This is a genomic window from Bacillus sp. HSf4 (genome assembly GCF_029537375.1).
In the GTDB taxonomy this organism is placed as follows: Bacteria; Bacillota; Bacilli; order Bacillales; family Bacillaceae; genus Bacillus; species Bacillus sonorensis_A.
Genome location: NZ_CP120679.1, coordinates 3,282,542 through 3,301,042 on the forward strand (window position 1 = coordinate 3,282,542; position 18,501 = coordinate 3,301,042).

Annotated in this window: 24 protein-coding genes and 1 tRNA gene; 7 read left to right on the forward strand and 18 right to left on the reverse strand. The window is 42.2% G+C overall.

Annotation, left to right across the window (positions count from 1 at the left end):
* Positions 1–180: 180 nt before the first annotated feature.
* A complete protein-coding gene (gene cudC / locus P3X63_RS16965) occupies positions 181–735 on the forward strand; it encodes a choline uptake/conversion transcriptional regulator CudC (RefSeq protein WP_277691554.1) in 555 nt (184 codons plus the stop codon).
* 117 nt (positions 736–852) lie between these two features.
* Complete coding sequence (locus P3X63_RS16970; RefSeq protein ID WP_026588419.1) at positions 853–2,481, forward strand: high affinity choline transporter 1; 1,629 nt, start codon at positions 853–855, stop codon at positions 2,479–2,481.
* A 57-nt stretch (positions 2,482–2,538) separates the two neighbouring features.
* Here the strand turns inward: P3X63_RS16970 and P3X63_RS16975 are convergent, their stop codons facing one another.
* Positions 2,539–3,456, reverse strand: coding sequence for a class I SAM-dependent methyltransferase (locus tag P3X63_RS16975; RefSeq protein ID WP_277691555.1), 918 nt, complete (start codon positions 3,454–3,456; stop codon positions 2,539–2,541).
* Between the two features lie 135 nt (positions 3,457–3,591).
* Positions 3,592–4,506, reverse strand: coding sequence for a VanW family protein (locus P3X63_RS16980; RefSeq protein ID WP_026588421.1), 915 nt, complete (start codon positions 4,504–4,506; stop codon positions 3,592–3,594).
* A gap of 163 nt (positions 4,507–4,669) precedes the next feature.
* Here P3X63_RS16980 and P3X63_RS16985 point away from each other — a divergent pair, with 163 nt between their 5' ends.
* A complete protein-coding gene (locus P3X63_RS16985) occupies positions 4,670–5,344 on the forward strand; it encodes a DUF421 domain-containing protein (RefSeq protein ID WP_026588422.1) in 675 nt (224 codons plus the stop codon).
* A gap of 14 nt (positions 5,345–5,358) precedes the next feature.
* Here P3X63_RS16985 and P3X63_RS16990 read toward each other — a convergent pair whose 3' ends face one another.
* The 6 genes from P3X63_RS16990 to P3X63_RS17015 are packed head-to-tail and all read right to left on the reverse strand — an operon-like array spanning position 5,359 to position 8,797.
* Positions 5,359–6,225 (reverse strand): DUF421 domain-containing protein, encoded by an 867-nt coding sequence (locus P3X63_RS16990; protein ID WP_201278490.1) that lies wholly within the window; start codon positions 6,223–6,225, stop codon positions 5,359–5,361.
* 26 nt (positions 6,226–6,251) lie between these two features.
* Entirely contained in the window at positions 6,252–6,458 is a 207-nt protein-coding gene (locus tag P3X63_RS16995; RefSeq protein ID WP_026588424.1) for a DUF1657 domain-containing protein, read from the reverse strand.
* A 16-nt stretch (positions 6,459–6,474) separates the two neighbouring features.
* Positions 6,475–6,825 (reverse strand): stage V sporulation protein AE, encoded by a 351-nt coding sequence (gene spoVAE, locus P3X63_RS17000; RefSeq protein ID WP_026588425.1) that lies wholly within the window; start codon positions 6,823–6,825, stop codon positions 6,475–6,477.
* Positions 6,826–7,839: a stage V sporulation protein AD gene (gene spoVAD / locus P3X63_RS17005; RefSeq protein ID WP_026588426.1), complete on the reverse strand. Its 1,014-nt coding sequence runs from the start codon at positions 7,837–7,839 to the stop codon at positions 6,826–6,828.
* A complete protein-coding gene (gene spoVAC, locus P3X63_RS17010) occupies positions 7,839–8,318 on the reverse strand; it encodes a stage V sporulation protein AC (protein WP_026588427.1) in 480 nt (159 codons plus the stop codon). Before spoVAC ends, spoVAD begins: the two co-directional genes overlap by 1 nt.
* An 11-nt stretch (positions 8,319–8,329) precedes the next feature.
* The gene (locus P3X63_RS17015) at positions 8,330–8,797 is read right to left on the reverse strand and encodes a YhcN/YlaJ family sporulation lipoprotein (protein ID WP_035428432.1); all 468 of its coding nucleotides are present in this window, start codon (positions 8,795–8,797) and stop codon (positions 8,330–8,332) included.
* Positions 8,798–9,447: 650 nt separating this feature from the next.
* Here P3X63_RS17015 and P3X63_RS17020 point away from each other — a divergent pair.
* Positions 9,448–10,134, forward strand: a complete 687-nt coding sequence (locus tag P3X63_RS17020; RefSeq protein ID WP_026588430.1) for a YukJ family protein — start codon at positions 9,448–9,450, stop codon at positions 10,132–10,134.
* A gap of 78 nt (positions 10,135–10,212) precedes the next feature.
* On the opposite strand, the gene P3X63_RS17025 is transcribed toward P3X63_RS17020, so the two are convergent.
* A complete protein-coding gene (locus P3X63_RS17025) occupies positions 10,213–10,374 on the reverse strand; it encodes a hypothetical protein (RefSeq protein WP_277691556.1) in 162 nt (53 codons plus the stop codon).
* Between P3X63_RS17025 and P3X63_RS22935 the strand changes: the two genes are divergently transcribed.
* Both P3X63_RS22935 and P3X63_RS17030 read left to right on the forward strand, forming a co-directional pair.
* Complete coding sequence (locus tag P3X63_RS22935; protein ID WP_077735469.1) at positions 10,331–10,684, forward strand: helix-turn-helix domain-containing protein; 354 nt, start codon at positions 10,331–10,333, stop codon at positions 10,682–10,684. The two genes, P3X63_RS17025 and P3X63_RS22935, sit on opposite strands and share 44 nt — an antisense overlap.
* Before the next feature lie 50 nt (positions 10,685–10,734).
* Positions 10,735–11,097: a VOC family protein gene (locus P3X63_RS17030; RefSeq protein WP_026588431.1), complete on the forward strand. Its 363-nt coding sequence runs from the start codon at positions 10,735–10,737 to the stop codon at positions 11,095–11,097.
* A 258-nt stretch (positions 11,098–11,355) separates the two neighbouring features.
* On the opposite strand, the gene erm is transcribed toward P3X63_RS17030, so the two are convergent.
* The 3 genes from erm to P3X63_RS17040 all read right to left on the reverse strand — a co-directional run bounded on the left by erm (position 11,356) and on the right by P3X63_RS17040 (position 12,926).
* The gene (gene erm, locus P3X63_RS17035; protein ID WP_277691557.1) at positions 11,356–12,210 is read right to left on the reverse strand and encodes a 23S ribosomal RNA methyltransferase Erm; all 855 of its coding nucleotides are present in this window, start codon (positions 12,208–12,210) and stop codon (positions 11,356–11,358) included.
* A gap of 278 nt (positions 12,211–12,488) precedes the next feature.
* Entirely contained in the window at positions 12,489–12,533 is a 45-nt protein-coding gene (locus P3X63_RS22940; RefSeq protein ID WP_156177705.1) for an erythromycin resistance leader peptide, read from the reverse strand.
* Between the two features lie 201 nt (positions 12,534–12,734).
* Positions 12,735–12,926, reverse strand: a complete 192-nt coding sequence (locus P3X63_RS17040) for a hypothetical protein (protein WP_142246038.1) — start codon at positions 12,924–12,926, stop codon at positions 12,735–12,737.
* Positions 12,927–13,325: 399 nt separating this feature from the next.
* Between P3X63_RS17040 and P3X63_RS17045 the strand changes: the two genes are divergently transcribed.
* Positions 13,326–13,520 carry a hypothetical protein gene (locus tag P3X63_RS17045; protein WP_077735470.1) on the forward strand — a complete coding sequence of 65 codons (195 nt, stop codon included), beginning with the start codon at positions 13,326–13,328 and terminating at the stop codon, positions 13,518–13,520.
* A gap of 792 nt (positions 13,521–14,312) precedes the next feature.
* On the opposite strand, the gene P3X63_RS17050 is transcribed toward P3X63_RS17045, so the two are convergent.
* The 6 genes from P3X63_RS17050 to P3X63_RS17075 all read right to left on the reverse strand — a co-directional run bounded on the left by P3X63_RS17050 (position 14,313) and on the right by P3X63_RS17075 (position 18,495).
* Positions 14,313–14,385 (reverse strand) — tRNA-Ala (locus P3X63_RS17050).
* A 117-nt stretch (positions 14,386–14,502) separates the two neighbouring features.
* The gene (locus P3X63_RS17055) at positions 14,503–15,447 is read right to left on the reverse strand and encodes an ADP-ribosylglycohydrolase family protein (protein WP_026588513.1); all 945 of its coding nucleotides are present in this window, start codon (positions 15,445–15,447) and stop codon (positions 14,503–14,505) included.
* A gap of 9 nt (positions 15,448–15,456) precedes the next feature.
* Positions 15,457–15,825: a DUF4234 domain-containing protein gene (locus P3X63_RS17060; RefSeq protein WP_277691558.1), complete on the reverse strand. Its 369-nt coding sequence runs from the start codon at positions 15,823–15,825 to the stop codon at positions 15,457–15,459.
* 14 nt (positions 15,826–15,839) lie between these two features.
* Entirely contained in the window at positions 15,840–16,010 is a 171-nt protein-coding gene (locus P3X63_RS17065; protein WP_142246039.1) for an IS1 family transposase, read from the reverse strand.
* A 174-nt stretch (positions 16,011–16,184) separates the two neighbouring features.
* Positions 16,185–16,826 (reverse strand): hypothetical protein, encoded by a 642-nt coding sequence (locus P3X63_RS17070; protein WP_142246040.1) that lies wholly within the window; start codon positions 16,824–16,826, stop codon positions 16,185–16,187.
* Between the two features lie 4 nt (positions 16,827–16,830).
* Positions 16,831–18,495: a glycohydrolase toxin TNT-related protein gene (locus tag P3X63_RS17075; RefSeq protein WP_277691559.1), complete on the reverse strand. Its 1,665-nt coding sequence runs from the start codon at positions 18,493–18,495 to the stop codon at positions 16,831–16,833.
* Positions 18,496–18,501 lie beyond the last annotated feature (6 nt).

Genomic DNA, 18,501 nt, shown 5'->3' on the forward strand with positions numbered 1-18,501 from the left:
ATGGGCTGAGCCGGATTTCAAAAAAAATTTAATTTTGACATTTTCATTTCTTTCGTTAACATAAAGAACATACAGAAATAACTTAACAAACTTAACGCGGAATTCGGATTCACCCCTTTATTTCTAAGGATGTTGATCTCGATGATGAATGTTTCCGCTCGCCCTGAAAGGAGGCAAGTTATGAACGATACCCGTGATCTTGCAGCAAAAGAAACCATTGCTCAAGCAAAAGACTTGGTCATTGATTCCATCGCAGAAACGATGGATCTGTACGGAATTACCCGAAGCGCGGGAATTTTGTACGGAACGATGTACTTTTCAGATGAGATGACGCTGGATGAAATGCGGGAAGAGCTGCAGATGAGCAAGCCCAGCATGAGCACGAGCGTAAAAAAGCTGCAGGACTTAAACGTCGTGAAAAAGACATTCCATAGAGGCAGAAGAAAGCACAGCTTTGTCGCTGAAAAGGATTTCTTCAAATTTTTCACAAGCTTTTTCCCGCAAAAATGGGAAAGAGAAGTTAAAGTCAATCTGACAGCGATTAAAGACGCCCAGCAAGCGCTAATGGACATCATCGATAGCGATGATGCCGGTCAAAGCGTTAAAGAAGAGGCAAGTGCTCTTTATGAGCAGCTTGAACATTCAAAACCGTATTACGACTGGCTGCTGAGACTCGCCAAGTCTGTTCAGTCAGGAGAGATATTCGAGTTTATACCAATTGAAAACGAGAAATAAAAAGGTTTTATCCGCTCTGAAGTCATTTTTATGCTTCTCTATAGAGTGGCGCAAAACCTTTTTCACATTTTAATTTCAAGAAAATTCAAAAAATATTTCCGGAGGCGATGTGCATACATGAATTATGCTGAAAAGAAAAAAAATTGGCTGAAGTTATTGATATTTGCAATATTTCTGGGAGGAATATTGGCTTATGTCGGATTTTCCAATGCGGATATCCATTGGGGCGGTTTTATTTCGATGATGATTTTCTTTGCTTTTACTTATTATCTGGGTGCTTTTTACGCAGCGAAGAAATCAAATTCGTTTTCCGATATGATTGTTGCCAAAAGAAGCATGCCGTTTTTCGTCGGAATGGTGACCATGGCCGCAACCTGGGTCGGCGGAGGCTATATCAACGGAACCGCGGAATCGGTCTACAGCAGCGGAATCGTCTGGGCCCAAGCGCCGTGGGGCTATGCGTTAAGTCTGATCATCGGCGGGATTTTCTTCGCGAGAAAAATGCGCCGTTATGAGTTTATGACCATTATCGATCCTCTCGAACAGCGCTTCGGTAAGCGGATGGCCGGGATTTTGTATATACCGGCGCTGTTAGGAGAATTGTTTTGGAGCGCCGCGATTTTAACGGCATTGGGCACGACATTCGGAATGATTCTGAATATCGATTTTCAAACCTCGATCATTCTCTCAGCAATGATAGCGATTGCATATACGGTTGCCGGCGGAATGTGGGCGGTTGCCTTTACAGATGTATTTCAAATGATCATCATTTTGCTCGGATTGATTCTCGTTGTCCCCTTTGTACTATCTAATGTCGGTTCATGGGATGTCGTATGGACCAATTACAAACATGATTTCGGCGGCGCTGCCAGCCTGTTTCCTCCATTGGACGGCTGGAAGGATTCAGAATGGGGAAACCTTTTTTGGAACTGGTGGGATTATGCGTTTCTCTTGATTTTCGGAGGGATTGCATGGCAAGTCTATTTCCAGCGCGTTCTTTCAGCCAAATCGGAAAATGCTGCCATGTGGCAGTCTATTATCGCAGGAGTCATCTGCATTATCGCCGCTATTCCTTGTGTGATGATCGGAGCTTCCGCAAATAGTGCGGATTGGAGCTTGTTCGGTACAACCGCACCGGATAACCCGGCGATGGTTTTGCCACAGGCGCTGGCTTATTTAACACCGGGTATTGTGGCAGGCATCGGATTGGGCGCGATAGCCGCAGCTGTCATGTCAAGTATGGACTCATCGATTCTGTCGGCATCGTCAATGGCTGCATGGAACATTTACCGTCCGCTGATCAAGCCCAAAGCCACACAAAAACAGCTGCAAAAAGTCGTCAAACGGTCAATCGTTTTGTTTGGGGCAGGAGCAGCCGTGATCGCCTTAAATGTCAAAAGCGTTTACACATTATGGTATTTAGCTTCAGATTTAGTTTATTGTATTTTATTTCCCCAGTTAACAATGGCCCTCTTTTATAAAAGAGCAAACTTATACGGGTCAATTGCTGGGTTTGCAGTCGCCATCATTTTGAGGCTCGGCGGCGGGGAACCTGCTTTCGGCATTCCTCCACTTCTGCCGTATCCGATGATTGAAGACGGTGTGGTTCTCTTTCCGTTCCGTACATTGGCTGCAATCACAGCATTTGCGACGATCTTCGTTGTGTCTGAACTGACGCAGCGCAAATGCCCTCCTAAACAGCTTGTACTCCCCCAAGAAAAAAAGAAAGAAGATCAAGCAGCGTAAAATGGAAAAACGCCCGAAGCCGGGCGTTTTTCTTGATTTACAAAAACCTGAGCCGTTTTATTTTTTGACAGCATGAATATAGTGAATCGTTTCAAACGCTGACAGATCATCTTGTCGATCTTTAAAATAGCGTTTATCGATTTGCTCAGGAGATAAATGTTCATAAATCAGCAAACCGGATTGTTCCATCATCATCTCCATTTCACGATAGGAATAGCACGATTTCATCGGTTCTCCGCTTGCCGCAGCCATTTTCACCATATTCTCGACCCGGTTATACAATCCTTTTTCTTGAAACAGATTTTCGTCTGCATAATCAAAAACGATCGAGCTTCCGGAAGGGACTTCGTCCATTACACAACGCATGAGTCTGACCGTTTCTTCTTTGGTTAAATAATAAGAAACACCTAAAAAGCTAAAAAACGTTTTTTTGTTAACATGAAATCCCTTTTCAATGAGATCTTGAATGGAAAACGGTTTGGTGAAATCCAAAGGAATCAAATGAAGATAATCCGGGATTTTCACACGGGCTTGATCGAGCCTGTTTTGTTTAAACTCCTGTGTTGCAGGATAATCAATTTCAAATATATCAATGGTGTCCTTCAATTCGGGATGTCGGAAGCAAAATGTATCTAAACCGGCTCCAAGAATCACATATTGTTTGACCCCCAATGTCACTTCATGATGCAAGATGTTTTCGCAATAACTAGCACGCGCCAAAGGGGTGGGAGAAAGCTGCACGTGTGTCACCCATTTTAATATCTCTTCTTTATCCCCTTTAAGCTTTTGCGCTATGTCTTTGTTGAAAAACTGGATGCCTTGAATCAAATTCTCTTTGATGTCATGGCATTCTTGCGGAGACATCAATTGTTCAGCGATATCGTCGTCAAAGATTTTAGGTTCGTCGTACTGATGATGATAAGCTCTGGCAAAAGCGGATATTAATGAAGTTAAACTGGATTCGTCTTTTTTCATGGAAAGCAACTCCTTCACTTTAGAGCAAAAAAATAGGATTCCCCCGGCCAGGAGAATCCTATTATATAGCTTATATCCAAAATAGTAAATTATAGCATAAATAAATTTTTTTGTCAAGTTTTTCGCAGGCAGCTTTCACGGTTCCTCCGTTTGGATTTCTTTTGGCAAGCTTGACGGGGCCTTCGGAACTTTACGCTCTTCATTATTGATCACATCTGATGAGTAAAGCGTAACAATCATGCTTCCGCCATACCGTTTCGCCCGAATCAACACCGGCTGGTTGTATTTGTTTTGAAAGCGAAAGTCAGGACCGCCCCAGCTCACAGTGGCATCGCGTCCGGGCGGCACATAAGGAACCCGCCTGCTGTGTGAATAGCGCTGAACGATTCGCAATCCGGCGCGATCGACGGCATTAAACAGGGTCGATGAGACCTGGCAAATTCCCCCGCCGACACCTTCGGACAACTCACCCTTGACGATGATCGGAGCGCGCATGTATCCCTTGCCTTGCGTTCTCATACCTACAACTTTGTTAAACGAGAATGTTTCATTCGGGAAGACAACGTGATTGTCAATGGCTTTTGCGGCAAGCGAAATATTGTGTGACCGGCTTTGATTGCTGGAATTAAAATAAGTCACATACTGGCCAATCTGCTGACTCCGGATGTGGGCAAGCAGTTCGCTGTCCACTTTTGGAAAAATGCTCAATTCAGGAGCTTCGATTTTGGAAGGGCCATGGCCGAAAAAATAGTCATAAAACTTTTCCTTAAACGCCTGCCGATACAGTCTGTAACCTATCTTTCCCGGGACGATTCTCCCCTGATCGTTGATCACAGCGTTTACGGGCTTGCGGGAAATCTTCTGATCAAGCCGATCGACAAATTGGCGATATTTTTCATCATCGATCAGCGGCGTACCTGGAAGCGCCGTCTTAAAGTCGGAACGATCGACAGTGGCAATCGTCTCTCCTTGCTGGGTAATCGTCAAGCTATCAGAATGATCGGCGGGCTGAGCCAACAACAAAAGGCCGGTAATCCATATATGTAACATCAAGCGTGCACCTCCAATCGTTATGATGAACTATTGTCGCTCCTTTCATGTATTTTTCCATGAGGAATGATATAAAATAGGGCAATTAAAAATTTTTCTTTTAACCCGCCTCAGAAAAGGGAATATTTAGTAATGATAACAAACCGCGAAATGAGGCCCTGTCATGTTTGTTTTTGTCGCTAAATTGATCCTTTTATTTCTTATATTTATTTTGGCTGTTAAGCTCTTAGGGAAATCTGCACTGGCGCAGCTTACCCCCTACGATTTCGGAGCGATTATCTTTTTAGCCTATTTGGCCTTTGCTCCCATTAAAATTAAAGGGGTTCACGAGGGAATCATCGGAATCGCTGTGATCACGATCGTCCATCTGATCATTTCAAAATTAAGCTTATTCAATTGGCTGAACGACTTTATTATTGGGAAGCCGACGATTCTGATCAAGCACAGCAAAGTCATTTATTCAAATTTGAAAAAAAGCAGATATTCTTTGGCGGAACTTCTCTCGAATCTAAGGGCTTCAGGCTATCCTGATATTCAAGATATTGAGTATGCGATCCTTGAGGCGAACGGGGAAATCAGCATTTTGCCAAAAAAGGATCTGATTCCGGTGACGCCGAAGGATTTGCATATCAAAACAGACTACAGCGGATTACCGATTGCGCTCATTATCGAGGGAAAGGTTCAAAAGCATAATTTAACATTAATCAACAAAGACGAAGATTGGCTAAAGAAAGAACTGAAGGAAAAAGGGTATGACAACATCCATGAGATTTTTTACGCCTCTGTCAGGGACACCGATCATTCATTAACGGTTAATATGATAAATGCCGATGACTAAAGCTAGACAAAACGTCAATCATGTAAGGCGGGATCCAGCTTTTTCAGCATATCTTTCAGTTTTTTTGCATTTTTGGCATACATCGCTTTCGCCGATGCTGAGTCAGTGGCAAGAGCGAACAATTCGAGATCAGCCTGGCATTTTTTAATCGTTGCCAATAGTAAAGGCTTTTCTTGAGGAGACGGAACTTTTATTTGATCATCATACAGATCCACGCTCAGCTGCCCGTCAGAGTCGACTTGTCCAAGGTAGACGTTTTCCATCGCAACGCCTAATTTGTCAAGCTCTTCGTTGAGCCAACGGCGGTTTAGCCCGGCTACAGACAACGGTTCATCCAAAACTTCCCCGTCCATGATCACCGTTTGCGGCTCTTTCTCCGACTTGTAAGGCATCTGCAAATCCTTCATGGTAACCGGCCTGTGTTCTTTTTTTAGCAGCACATTTAAATCGCCGCTTTGCTCCAGGATGGCAAATTGCACCTCGGAGACGTTGAATACATTCTTTTTGCGCAGCAGTTCGAGGAGCTCGTCTGCCGAGTATTTTTCTTTTTTCAAATTATCTTCCATGATTTTTCCGTCTTTAATAAAAACCGTTCCGGTTCCTTCAAGAAAATCGCGGGCTTTTTTATTTTTTAAGGAAACCCACTCGACCAAAAAGGGGACGGAAGAGAAACATACAATCGCGATGATTGCGTTAATGATGCTTCTTTCAAGCCCCATGACGACTTCAGAGGTAATGCCTCCAATGGTGATGCCAGCGATATATTCAAACACCGAAAGCTCTGCCAACTGTTTCTTCCCTAACAATTTCGTCATGAGAAACAGAACGATGACAAAAATAACCGAACGTACAATAATATCGAGCCACTCAGGCACATTCATCCCTCCTGCCATAAAATAAAACTAAATCAGAAGCCTTTATATTGGTATTCCTCCCGCTCAAGCTCACCGACCCGCTTTTTCAAGTCTGATACCACTTCTTCGCTTACCATCATCGTTTCATGAAAAAGACGCTTCACATCTTCATCCTGGGATTTCTCCGCCAAAGCCGAAAGACCCGCTTCAACGCTCTTGAGACTGGCCAGGCATTGCTTCACTTGAGCTCCAACTGTCATATTTTAAAAAACCTCCTTACCCTTTTGGTTTAAATAGAAGCGCGCCAATCAATCCGAAGATGATCGCAGCCGAAATTCCGGAACTCGTCACTTTAAACATTCCGGTGATGACACCGATCAAACCATACTGCTCCGCTTCTTCCATCGCTCCGTGAAAGAGCTGATTTCCGAAACTAACGATCGGCACGGTCGCTCCTGCTCCCGCAAAATCAATAAATGGTTCGTAAAGGCCAAACGCATCAAGCAATGCTCCCAGAACAACGAGGATCGACAGCGTGTGGGCGGGCGTCAGCTTAAAAACATCAAACATAATTTGCCCGATCACACAGATGAGGCCCCCGACTACAAAAGCCCAAAAAAATATCACCTATTGTTCACCTCCGAACTCGATTGAGACAGCATGAGCAATGCACGGAATCGTCTCCTTTTGCTGATATGACAATGGAGACAGCAGCGCTCCCGTCGCAACGACGAGAAGGCGCTTGATTTCGCCTTTTTTCATCCGATTGAACAAATGCCCGTAGGCGACGGCTGCCGAACACCCCGCACCGCTTCCTCCGGCAAGAACGGGCTGTCCTTCCCTGTAAATCATCAAGCCGCAATCCTGGAATTGCTTCTCATGAATCGGTGTTCCGTGTTTTTTGAATAAATCCAAAGCGATTTCCCTGCCGATATGTCCGAGATCACCGGTCGCGATGACGTCGTAATAGGAAGGATCAACACCGCGCTCTTTTAAATGGGTTTCAATCGTATCAACTGCCGCTGGAGCCATCGCACCGCCCATATTAAAAGGGTCTGTCAATCCCATATCGACAATTCTGCCGATGGTAGCGGATGTGACAACAGGTCCATCCCCTTGATCTTTTAACAGCGCCGCACCGGCGGCGGTCACCGTCCATTGTGAAGTAGGAGGCTTTTGCGATCCGTACTCCGTTGGGTAACGGAACTGTTTTTCAACTGCCGCGTTATGGCTGGCGGCCCCTGTCAGCAAACAGTCGGCTCCCTTATGATTGATCAGAAAAGCAGCCAGAGCCAAGCCCTCCATTGACGTCGAACACGCGCCAAACAATCCAATGTAAGGCGCTCCCAATGTTTTGGTCGCAAAGCTGGTGGGTGTGATTTGATTGATCAAATCTCCGCCGAGAAAAAACTGGACCTGATCCTTTTGGATGTCCGCCTTTTTAACCGCCGCTTCACAGGCATCTTCCAAAAGAACCTGCTGAGCTTTTTCAAACGAATCCTGATTCAGCCAGATATCGTTGTGAAGGAGATCGAAATCTTCCGGGATTTTACCGTTGCCTTCAAAAGGCCCCGCCGCCGTTCCCGTAGCGGCAATCACCGGTTTATTGTCAAAAATCCAAGTCTGGTGCCCTGAAAGCATTACAGTCCCCCCCACATGATGAGGATCGTTTTGATCGTCGCAAAGACAAACGCGGAAAAAACGCCAAACATAATGACAGATCCAGCCAATTTGAACATATTGCCCCCTACACCAAGTACAAATCCTTCGGTCCGATGTTCAATTGCAGCGGAGATGACCGCATTTCCAAACCCGGTGACAGGAACGGCCGAACCTGCCCCGCCAAACTGTGCGATGCGGTCGTAAACCCCAAACCCCGTCAGCAGCATGGAGATGAATATCATCGTGGCCACCGTCGGATTCCCGGCCGTCAAAGTTGTGAAATTAAAAAAATACATGTAAAACGTTTGAATCGCTTGTCCGATTAAACAAATGATTCCTCCTGTTAAAAAGGCCTGCAGACAATTTTTCAAGACAGGCCGTTTGGCTTCCCTTGCTTTTGCGAATTGCTGATACTCCTGCATAACAGGCGTTAAATTTTTCTTTTTTTGATCAGCCATTTGACCACCTCTTAAGGCTTTTCTTTCATCAATTTTTTGATTTTCTCGATTCTTTTCTTCAGTTTTTTATCGCTCATTTTTTTGCTTTCAATTCTTTGTTCCAGTTTGTCTAACTCCCAAAAAATCTTTTGATCTGTCGAGACTTCAATGCGGTAACCGGGAAAATGTTTTTTGAGCATGTCTTTCGACTGTTTCTCAATATCCTTCAGCCGAAAGCGGTCAAACTGTTCAACCTGAACGGCGAGGACGAGATCTTTGTCACGGCTCGCGCCCCTGACTTCAGTCACTTCTTCTTTTTTGAATAACAAGTCTTTCGCTTTGTTTGCAGCTGTTTGGTTCGTCGCCTCATTTCGGGCATTTACGTGCCGGACCGCCATCGACTGGTTTTGGTCGGCGGGATCGTCGGCATTTTGACAGCCGCTGGCGAAGAGTTGAGTAAGCAAAAAAAACCCAATCAGAACATACCTGGAAAAAACCATCTGCGAGGCACTCCCCTTTCAAGAAAAAGGCTGGCTACAGCCTGTTTAACTTGATTGATAACAGTCATTTGTTTGCCTCCTTCACCTTTTTACAAAAACTGTATTTATCTTGTAGGTTGAATAACTTTGCCAACCATATACCATCCAATATTTTCAAAACCCGAAAAAATCACCCGTAAGCCAGGCAAAGCATATCATAGATAGGGAAGCAGCTTTAAAAGAATTGACAAAACATTCTTATCAAGCTAAAAGGCTTCATGCCGCATCTCTTTCACTCCTTCAGATATGTTATATAGACGCATAAAAAAGAGCTGCACCCGCTGCGGGCTCTTTTTTTCGAAAACACGCAGAATAAAAACGTTCATCGATGAGTATGCTTTTAGCAAGAACCTCTTTAGCGTTTTTGATACACCGGTTAAGCGATCGGTGTTTTTTTGTGCAATCTATCAAACTTTAGCAGGAAAAGAGAGCAACCCGGCTGCTATACCACATTGGCGGCATGCCTTTGCATCTAAATGTTTTATTTCATCATACAATTTGAAGAAATCTTTAGAAAAATGTAAATTTTCTTGCGATCAAATGAGGATTGAATATACACTTATGAATAAAGAAGCGCCTCACCACATTTCAGCAGTGAAGGAGGAAGAATGATGGCGGTTGAAAATTACGGGGTTTTAAAAGGAATTGTGCATGATACGAAAAGAGAGGTCGATTTTGATACGCCCCATTACCAAGTAGATGTGATTGGAGAAGATGACAAACACTACAGGTGCGCCATTAATGTGATGTCGAGTTCAGCCGAATCCGAAGTGCTGTATTATGCGGACGATCAATTTAACGCCAGTGAAATCACCCATGTTCAAAACCTGCCGAATGGATACACTCCGATTCATGAAGATGAGACGAATCAACGAATTGCGCTTGATTATGTAAGAGGCAGCCTGTTCGATCCGACTAAAATGGTCCCTCTGCCCCATGAAGTGACTGGTGAACATAATGATTTGAATGATTTTATCGAAACATATATGAACAAAGCGAAAAACGAAAAAGCTTCGATTTATATTTACGGCTCAAAATTCGGGCCGGAAAATAAAGAGGATAAAATATTTGGCTTCAAACCAACCAATGGTATGCACAATATCCATATGAATCAAGGGAATTCAGGGAGATGGAAAAAGGACAATGGCGTTTACCATGACGGCGGTATACTCATCCAATTTCGCGATCATTGGGTCGCGATTTTCCTAGCTTTTTTAACACAGTCATGGTGCACCGATAAACAAGGGAATTCCATCAGATTTTGTGCTTTTACAGAGCCTGATAAAGAGTTTGAATAATAGCGCCTGTGACGGCGGACGGCATTATTGACAAACATAGAATGAAAATCAATAAAAGACCACCGATATCGGTGGTTTTTAGTTTTCATTCAATACAGCTACATTGCTGAATTCTTCTTCTAAAATGGACACAATCTTTTGATAGGCGCCTGGTTCGTACCATTGCAGTAAATTCAATTGTTTATATATTTTTCTGATGCCCATCCTTTCCGTTCTTTTCCCTCTGCTGCCATCCCCCATAAAAAAGTCATCTATTGCTGCATGGTTTGTAACTTCTTTTAATGAAGCACTGGAATTAACAGGTCTTTCTCCCAAAAAGTTAAGCAAAGCAGCGAGGTTTAATCAAGTTCGATTAAGAATATTTTTCACTCCTGAAATAGACCTTCATGATTGTATGCACGAATTTGGCTATTATGACTATGCTCATTTCTCAAAAGACTTTAAAGAATGCATCGGCCTGATTCCGAATGAATATAGAAACTGGATGTTAGAAAAAATGAATCGAGAACAACATAAACATGAAAACGTCGTTTTTTTACAAGATGAATAAAACATATTTGATTACGATAGGAATTGATATTGATTGAAGGAGGATTTCTGATGATCACAAATTTAGGAACTGTTGCAGTCTATGTTGAAGATCAGCAAAAAGCAAAAGACTTTTGGGTAAACAAAGCAGGCTTTGAGGTTATGGCAGAGCATCCAATGGGACCGGAAGCATTCTGGCTTGAAGTCGCCCCTCAAAATGCGCAAACCCGTTTAGTCATATATCCAAAATCCATGATGAAAGGCTATGAAAAGATGAGGGCATCCGTGGTATTTGAATGCGATCATGTTTTCGAGACCTATGAAAAGATGAAAGCAAATGGAGTAGAATTTAAAGGAAAGCCCGAAAAAATGCAATGGGGCACATATGCACACTTTAGCGATGAAGACGGCAACGAATTTCTGATAAAAGGGTAAACAGAAGACAGATCAGTTGGGGACTGGTCTGTCTTTCTTATTCGGGTAAAGTTTGTTCTCTCGCTTATACTTCGGTACGTTAAGGTGGATAACCGCATTGTTGAGTCGGCTTGGTCATTTTTTTATCCGTAATCCATAAAAAAATGAGCCACCTTTTTTAAAGGTGACTCTTGCTTTATTTGAACAATACCCCGGGTGCCTTAAATCAAAAGAAAAACTTGATTTCTCATCGTGGCTGCTGAAGCTGGCCGACTTTTTTCATATTTTCTTTTTGTTTACTCTTGGCCAACGAGCTCGCGGTACATGTTGAACCATTGTTTTAAAAACAACCCCCCATTGATATTCATTAAGCCTTTCGATAGACGTTCCACTGTTGATGTTTAAATTTCTTTTCAAATGCTTCATTTGGGGAGAAGTAAAGATCCCTCTTAAAGCAAGGTCTAAAGGAGCTTGCGGCTTCTTGAGCGCATATTGGGCAAGCCCCATAAAAGCCATGTAATCCTTATGAGAAATGACCGCTTCTTTCTTTCTGGTGATCATAACCAGTGCTGAGTCCACTTTTGGCGGAGGGGAGAAATTTTCTTTAGATATCACTTGAACGAGTCGGATATCATACCACATTTTCCAAACCAAAACATAAAAGTTTTTTACTGAATTTGAAGTGAATCGTCGAGCTGCTCCTTTTTCCATTACGATGATACCTCTTTGAAACCTGTTTGAAGGATTGTTCAAAAGCATCTTCATAATCGCTGTTGTGATGGCATATGGAATATTCGAGACAACAACAAACTTTTCTCTCGGTAAATGGATTTTCATAATGTCTTGATGAATAATTTTCGTATTTGCGTTCTGTGCGGTTTTGCGTTTAAGAATATCGACAAACTTTTGATCATATTCTACGGCCAAAATCTTGCCGGCTCTCTGACTTAAAATAGTTGTGAGCGCGCCTTTTCCGGCTCCTAACTCTAAAACCGTTTCATGTTGGCTTACATTTGCTCGATCTACGATTTCATTCAGCAGCTTTTTATTGTACATTAAATGCTGTCCAGAAAAATTGGGAGGTTCTTTACGGCTTCGTTTTTTTCCGCTGTCCTTACGAATTTTTTTCGCCATATGATCTCTTCCTTTCAAATAAAAAAATCACAAGCCACCTGCCTGTGATTTAGAGTAAAGGGAAGAAAATCTATCCTTATTAAATTGGCGAAAGGCAAAACAGTCGTCGTCAAATAAACCTTTCTTTCAAAAACAAAAGAGGGAAAAAAAGAAAGGCAAAACGATCCGCCTTTCTACACAAATCACATATTTCAATGCGAAAAATGAAGATTATTAAAAAAGGACAGACTGATCCCGTTTACTCTGTTTGCACAAACAGAGCCTTTGAACGTATTAAATTAACGGTTCAAAGTTGGGAATCGAAGTCTCATTGAATGTGTCATTTTTTAATAAACCTCCATAAAATTCAAAATCATTAACATTATAAAGGGGTTCAAAGCAAAAGTCAAAATCAAAAAAGGGAAAATAAATACAAGAAGCAACATTATTTATTAGGCGGCGGAAAACCAATTTAAAGGTTTGAAAAAAGGCGGCTGATCAGTATAAAAAGACCCACCTCTTTTATAAGGGGGGCTCTTTAATAATTAATTCTTCTTGGTGTTAAATGCATTTTGGTTAGGTTTTATTTCATTTGCAAACTCATTGGTAAGCGCAGCATTTTGCAGATTGCCTTGTTGTGTAAAATTTTTCATTACATTTTGCACAGGGTTATTTTGATTGCCATTCCTTCTGAACAAAAATGCAGCTACACCAATTCCTAAGCCTAATAAAGACATCCACATGGTTCCTCTGTTTCTTCTTCGGCCAAATAAAAGACCTCTGTTTCTAAACAGTGTTGTTATCCACTGGAAATTCAAATTGTCTCACTTCCTTCTCTTCATATTCACCGTTACTTTTTACAACATGAGCATTGTTTATGCTGGTATGTTTCAGGGGATTTTCCAGTTGAAATTGATTTTTTTCTTTTATTTATCTCGTCATGAGGGAATATTAATAACCGACTTTTTCAAGATGCGCTTTTCATAAAAAGGAAAATAAAAAAACCCTTGATATATCAAGGGTTTCCAATATGGAGCATAGCGCTCTACACTGTCAGTGTAGATGATGCCTTCTGAACAAGTATATTCGATTCTGTCCATCCCTTTTATTTCAGCTTAGGAAAATTTAAAGAGGATTTGGATATAGAAGAAGCAGCAGAACACCTGGCAAAATGCTTAAAATCTTGTCCGGAAGAGATGAAACTGGGGTGTCATGCACTAGGAAAAGCTGATGTTAAACAATTGAATCGAAGTGATCTAGTTACCGTTGGCCGGAACCTTTCAGAGAAATTGGTTATGCCGGAAAGGTTTAATAAAGTCTTGTTTATGTAAGCTAAGCTGTTGACAAATATACCCCGTTATAACTCCTGCAATTTTTTTTGCATGCTTTGTCGGGACTTCTTCTATCCCAAAGCTAAATACGAATATTCGTTCCTATTTAATTTTCTCAAAGAAGAATAACTTCATGAAAGATGACAAGATCGGGGAACAATCACATGGACAGGCATAATGCTGCCGTAACATGTCAGTTTGCTTCGAGAGTTGGACAGCAACCACAACAGAGTGAGAAAGACCAGTACTCGACATGGTCCATATAAAAGACATGGAAAGGATAATATGTGAAGTCCGCAAGGTTTTTCATGTCATGGATTCAAAAGGAGACACCAATTTCAATTAAATTTGAGGACGTTAACTAGTGTGGAAATAAAATAGGCCCTCTAGAAATTGGCAACAGTTTTTTTTATAATAAATTAAAAATCCCGATTAAAATCCAACTAAGAAAGGAATGTCCCCAATGGGTACATTATATTTATTACTGTATTTTATTGGTGGATTAGCTTTATCCGGCTTTATTACGGTTTACGGACTGAAAAAACTTTTAAAAGCTTTTAAAAGCTGAAAAAGAGCGCTGATATTTAATGATATATTAGCAGGCCGGGGATGGCCCGCTTTTATGTTGCGAATAACTTCGTCCACGTAGCCATTCCGGTAATACTATCCACAGACAAACCTTAAAACATTAGAATCGATCACTGACAAAAGGTTTTGCCAACAATTCAAGAATACACCCCAATTTCTTAACAGGAAAATAAAAAACCCTTGATATATCAAGGGTTTTCAGTATGGAGCATAGCGGGCTCGAACCGCTGACCTCTACACTGCCAGTGTAGCGCTCTCCCAGCTGAGCTAATGCCCCGTTTATTTGAGACATGATTTATTATAGATGGAATTTCGAATAAAAGCAAGGGGTTTTTTGATTTATTTCATATTAGCTCAATTAAAAGAAAATACCGATTTAAAACGGTATTTTCCTTCATGACTTTGCTGCTTGTTCAAGGCAAAATTGCGAAAACTTTTTACACAAGGCCAATATGTCGTCTTTTCTCGCCAAGGCGTTGATCCATTCTTCCGGAATGCCTTCCAGCTGATGATACGCGCCTGCCAGCGTCCCCGTGATAAACGCGATGGTGTCCGTATCCCCGCCAAGATTCACGGCTTCTAAGACAGCATCGGCATAGCGATCATGATGGAGAAAACACCAAAGCGCCGCTTCTAATGAATGGACGACATAGCCGTCGGAGATGATGTCTTCTCTTTGAAGTCCGGCCATTTCCTCATTAAGGACTCTCTCATATGCTGCAAATTCACGCTCGTATTCGCTCTCAGAAAGATGGTCCAAACATAAGTGAACCGCTTTTCGATAAGCCATGTCAGGTTGATCATGACGGATTAAGTTGATTAAACATTCGATGTAAATGATGCATCCGAGCGTTGAACGGGGATGGCGGTGTGTGATATGCGCCCAACGTTCGATCTCCGCTTTCCTTTTGGAAAAATCGGGTTCTGCCGACTGGGTAAACGCCAGCGGAGATATACGCATCAATGCCCCGTTTCCATTATCAAACTCAGAGGCCCCGCCGCATTGCTCGACAGGTGTTCCCCGCATGAAACACTCAATCGCTTCATCTGTCGCTCTTCCAATATCAAACATGCGGCCGTATGGCGTCCAGTATCCTTCTCGGTAGGCCGCAAACTTTTTCATCAATTCTGTTTCATCTTTTTCTTCTATCAAATTCTCCATGAAACACAATGTTAACGATGTATCGTCCGACCATGTACCGGGCGGCTGATTGTATGTGCCATACCCGGTCATTCCTTTAATATTCAAATTTCTCGCTTTAAATTCCGCCGGCACGCCCAGCGCATCACCGACAATACCGCCGATGATTACGGGGAAAAGACGATCCGCCATTTTCATCACACTCGCTTACTTCTGCTGATTTTTTCTGCTCTCCAAAAAGTGCAGCGTGTTGATATTCGTTTGAATCAATCCCATCGAAATGATCCAGCCCCCTGACGGGATGAGAGAACAGAGCAGACAGATCATCGATTGGTCGCTTATCCCTTTATACCCTTTAGACTGTGCGAAATGGTAGACCTTTTTAGCCGTTTTATAATGCCAATAAACAAAGTAAATCCCAAGGGTGATGATACCGAAGAAAACCTCTGTTGCCGGCAGACGGCTTTCATCCTTCATATGCTCGGATGTGTCGAAAATCCAGTAAATATAATAAATACCCAACGTAAAGATCGTTAAGATTAACATTAGAAAGACGTTTTTTTCTCTTGTTTTCATACGTGTCTCCCGCGTCAGCTGTAATCCGCTTTCCATTCCATAAACTTCTTCCCGCAGTCATGGCATGTATATCGCATTTGATTCATTCCGAAGACACCTGTCGTAATCGTCCAGCCTCTTTTTTTCTTGGTGAGGTTGTCACTGCCGCATAGCGGACATTTTGGTTTTTTGGTTTGGTTGGTCATTTGTTTGCTCCTTGGTTGTTTTCTGGACTTCCTATAGACACTCTGTCAGATTAACCTGATGTCAAGTCGCCGGCATACTCCCCAAAAATTCTTCGCCTCTGTATGAAGCATTGTCTTCTCCATGCCGGCTAATTTGGAGACAAAAATTATTTTTGTCGTTTATCCAACAAATAGTTACTTACCTATATAGATTCTTTTCAATTGTTCTATTTCTTCTAAAGAAACAGACAAACTATGTAGCGAGACTTTTATTAATTTATCAAACTCTTCAAGCAAGCTTCCATAATTATATGTTACCACCAGAGCACTTCGCATTGGTCTAGCTTTAGATATCCATATTTTCTCCCCTATTAAACTGTAATAATACAAATAATATTTTCCACCTTCTTCATATACATTAATTGCGCCTTTTTTTTCTTCTGAATCATCTTGATTCAAAGAAAAGTAACAACTATTTAAATTATGCTGGAGAATAGTCTCACCTTTTTTTAGATCTCCTTCTATACTTCTTAATTCTTGTCTTGTTTTCTCGCTTACATTTGCTCTTTCAAACTTTCCTTTTACTGCTATATAAAGCCCTACTAATCCTAGGTTCTTGTTCTTAAATGTCCCTAATTCATATTCTTGGTCTCTTTGTACTTCGAATAATCTCCATAAATTACTGTTAGTCTCATTTTTCAATTTAATACCTGTATCAAGATTAACACTACCATCGCTATTTTTCGGATAAATAGTAATAGTTGTTTTATCATTTTTCTCTTCTTTATTAACGTGATGCCGCTCGTACAATTGCTTTAACATCTCATCATTATTCATTATTTTAACCACCCTTTTTTACAGATACGAATTCAATTAGTTCCTCCTCAATAAGTTCATTAAGAGAATACGCTTTTCCATTATCATGATATTTAATAAATTGTGTACCTCCACCTGGTCTATCGAACCATGGAGCTATTTTCCCGCCTGTTACTTCAAAATCTTCTACTACTCTATATACATAATAATCTGCTTCGTCACTGTGCAAAGCAAGTGCCCTCTGTTCATAAGGAATTCCTTCTGGAGAAAAGAAACTTCCTCCTGGTCCTCCATATCTGTCAATTAGCATTCCCTCTTTCAATTGCATTTTCACCGGTTCGCCCTCAAATCCGTTGTTTGGAGGCCAATTAATATTGCCCGTCTCTTGATCATAATATTTCGGGTTATCATATACCTCTTTATATTTGAGATATTTCTCTTCGTTTGGTGGATACGCCCAGTTTTCTAGCTTCGCTTTATCAGCCTTACTAATTTCCTTAACAGTTTTACCAGATCCTTTCTCAATCTCCCTCTCAACCCGCTGAATCGAGTCCTGCATCTTCGCTTTCGAAGCTGTATGGGCGTCGTTGACATGGCCGTAGTAATTGGAGCCTTTTCGGGCGAGAGTGCCGCCGGCGCCTACTTCTGTGCCGCGGGCGATGTCGTTTAAGGCGTCCGCGCTTTTGGCGAACTGCTTTTTGATGGCAAAGCCGGCGTCATTGAGTTTGTCTTGTGCTTTTAGTGTATGGACTCTCATGCGGTTCGCCCAGAGGGACTTGCTCTCTTTAAGAGATTGTACCACAGGCTCCGTTCTGCCTGATAATTTTCCGACGGTTGCCGCTGTTTTGAACGATTTTGTCGCCGCTCCTGCCGCTGGGATCATATCAAGGGCGCCGAATGCGGTTCTTTCAATGCGTTCGCCTTTGTTTAACTCGCGTTTCGTCATCCAGTCTTCCCCTGTTATCCCGCTGGAGATTTGCGCTCCTCCGTATGCGATTCCTACAGTGATAGCCGCGGGTGCGCAGAAGATCGCCAGCACGACAATACCGCCGCCAACGATCAGATCGCGCCAAAATTCCTGACCCTTTTGGACGTCGCTGATCGATTCGTACTCAAAACCGCGGGCGGACACAATCGCTTTCGAGTATTCCTCATACGTCAATTCAACATCCGGATTGACTTCCTTATATGCTTTATATTGTTCACTCAGCACATCATCAAACGCTTTTGAATCTTTGAAAATATCATCTACGGTGATGTCACTTTTGTCCTGTTCGACAGCCGTCTTGTTCATGCCGTAGCCGACATAAGTTGTCTCTTTGGAGCCGATGCGGTTTTTCGTCTTGTAGTTGTGGATGGATAAGCCTTCCATCTGATCTGCAAAAGCGTCCAGCTCTTTGTAGAAAGGGTTGTCAATGTGGTCATCTACTAGAGTGCCGGCTTTCAGGCAAAAGTCAGACAGTTTTTGATAATCCTTGAACAGCTCCTCGATCTTGCTCTTTTTACTGGTATGGCTAAAGCCGATCGCTCTGTCGCTGTCCTTGTCTTTAATTTTTGATTCGATATCTTCCATGAGGTTATTCAGATTTAAAAGGCCGGATTTCGCTCCGCCTCCGTATTTTCCGCCCGTTAACGTATCCAGGCCGTCCTTCATGGTCTGCCAATCTTCCGGGCTGAATTTCACATCCATCAGGTG

Bases quoted from the DNA above. Each gene is read 5' to 3' on its own strand.
- P3X63_RS16980 (WP_026588421.1), bottom strand. From the start codon at position 4,506: ATGTTACATATATGGATTACCGGCCTTTTGTTGTTGGCTCAGCCCGCC.
- P3X63_RS17025 (WP_277691556.1), bottom strand. From the start codon at position 10,374: ATGGGGGATGGCAGCAGAGGGAAAAGAACGGAAAGGATGGGCATCAGA.
- P3X63_RS17070 (WP_142246040.1), bottom strand. From the start codon at position 16,826: ATGAATAATGATGAGATGTTAAAGCAATTGTACGAGCGGCATCACGTT.
- P3X63_RS17020 (WP_026588430.1), top strand. From the start codon at position 9,448: ATGGCGGTTGAAAATTACGGGGTTTTAAAAGGAATTGTGCATGATACG.
- P3X63_RS17075 (WP_277691559.1), bottom strand. From the start codon at position 18,495: ATGGATGTGAAATTCAGCCCGGAAGATTGGCAGACCATGAAGGACGGC.
- P3X63_RS17060 (WP_277691558.1), bottom strand. From the start codon at position 15,825: ATGAAAACAAGAGAAAAAAACGTCTTTCTAATGTTAATCTTAACGATC.
- P3X63_RS16975 (WP_277691555.1), bottom strand. From the start codon at position 3,456: ATGAAAAAAGACGAATCCAGTTTAACTTCATTAATATCCGCTTTTGCC.
- P3X63_RS16970 (WP_026588419.1), top strand. From the start codon at position 853: ATGAATTATGCTGAAAAGAAAAAAAATTGGCTGAAGTTATTGATATTT.
- P3X63_RS16985 (WP_026588422.1), top strand. From the start codon at position 4,670: ATGTTTGTTTTTGTCGCTAAATTGATCCTTTTATTTCTTATATTTATT.
- P3X63_RS17030 (WP_026588431.1), top strand. From the start codon at position 10,735: ATGATCACAAATTTAGGAACTGTTGCAGTCTATGTTGAAGATCAGCAA.
- P3X63_RS17065 (WP_142246039.1), bottom strand. From the start codon at position 16,010: ATGACCAACCAAACCAAAAAACCAAAATGTCCGCTATGCGGCAGTGAC.
- spoVAD (WP_026588426.1), bottom strand. From the start codon at position 7,839: ATGCTTTCAGGGCACCAGACTTGGATTTTTGACAATAAACCGGTGATT.
- P3X63_RS17040 (WP_142246038.1), bottom strand. From the start codon at position 12,926: ATGTCTTTATTAGGCTTAGGAATTGGTGTAGCTGCATTTTTGTTCAGA.
- cudC (WP_277691554.1), top strand. From the start codon at position 181: ATGAACGATACCCGTGATCTTGCAGCAAAAGAAACCATTGCTCAAGCA.
- erm (WP_277691557.1), bottom strand. From the start codon at position 12,210: ATGGCGAAAAAAATTCGTAAGGACAGCGGAAAAAAACGAAGCCGTAAA.
- P3X63_RS17055 (WP_026588513.1), bottom strand. From the start codon at position 15,447: ATGAAAATGGCGGATCGTCTTTTCCCCGTAATCATCGGCGGTATTGTC.
- P3X63_RS22935 (WP_077735469.1), top strand. From the start codon at position 10,331: ATGCCCATCCTTTCCGTTCTTTTCCCTCTGCTGCCATCCCCCATAAAA.
- P3X63_RS16990 (WP_201278490.1), bottom strand. From the start codon at position 6,225: ATGAATGTGCCTGAGTGGCTCGATATTATTGTACGTTCGGTTATTTTT.
- P3X63_RS16995 (WP_026588424.1), bottom strand. From the start codon at position 6,458: ATGACAGTTGGAGCTCAAGTGAAGCAATGCCTGGCCAGTCTCAAGAGC.
- P3X63_RS17015 (WP_035428432.1), bottom strand. From the start codon at position 8,797: ATGGTTTTTTCCAGGTATGTTCTGATTGGGTTTTTTTTGCTTACTCAA.
- spoVAC (WP_026588427.1), bottom strand. From the start codon at position 8,318: ATGGCTGATCAAAAAAAGAAAAATTTAACGCCTGTTATGCAGGAGTAT.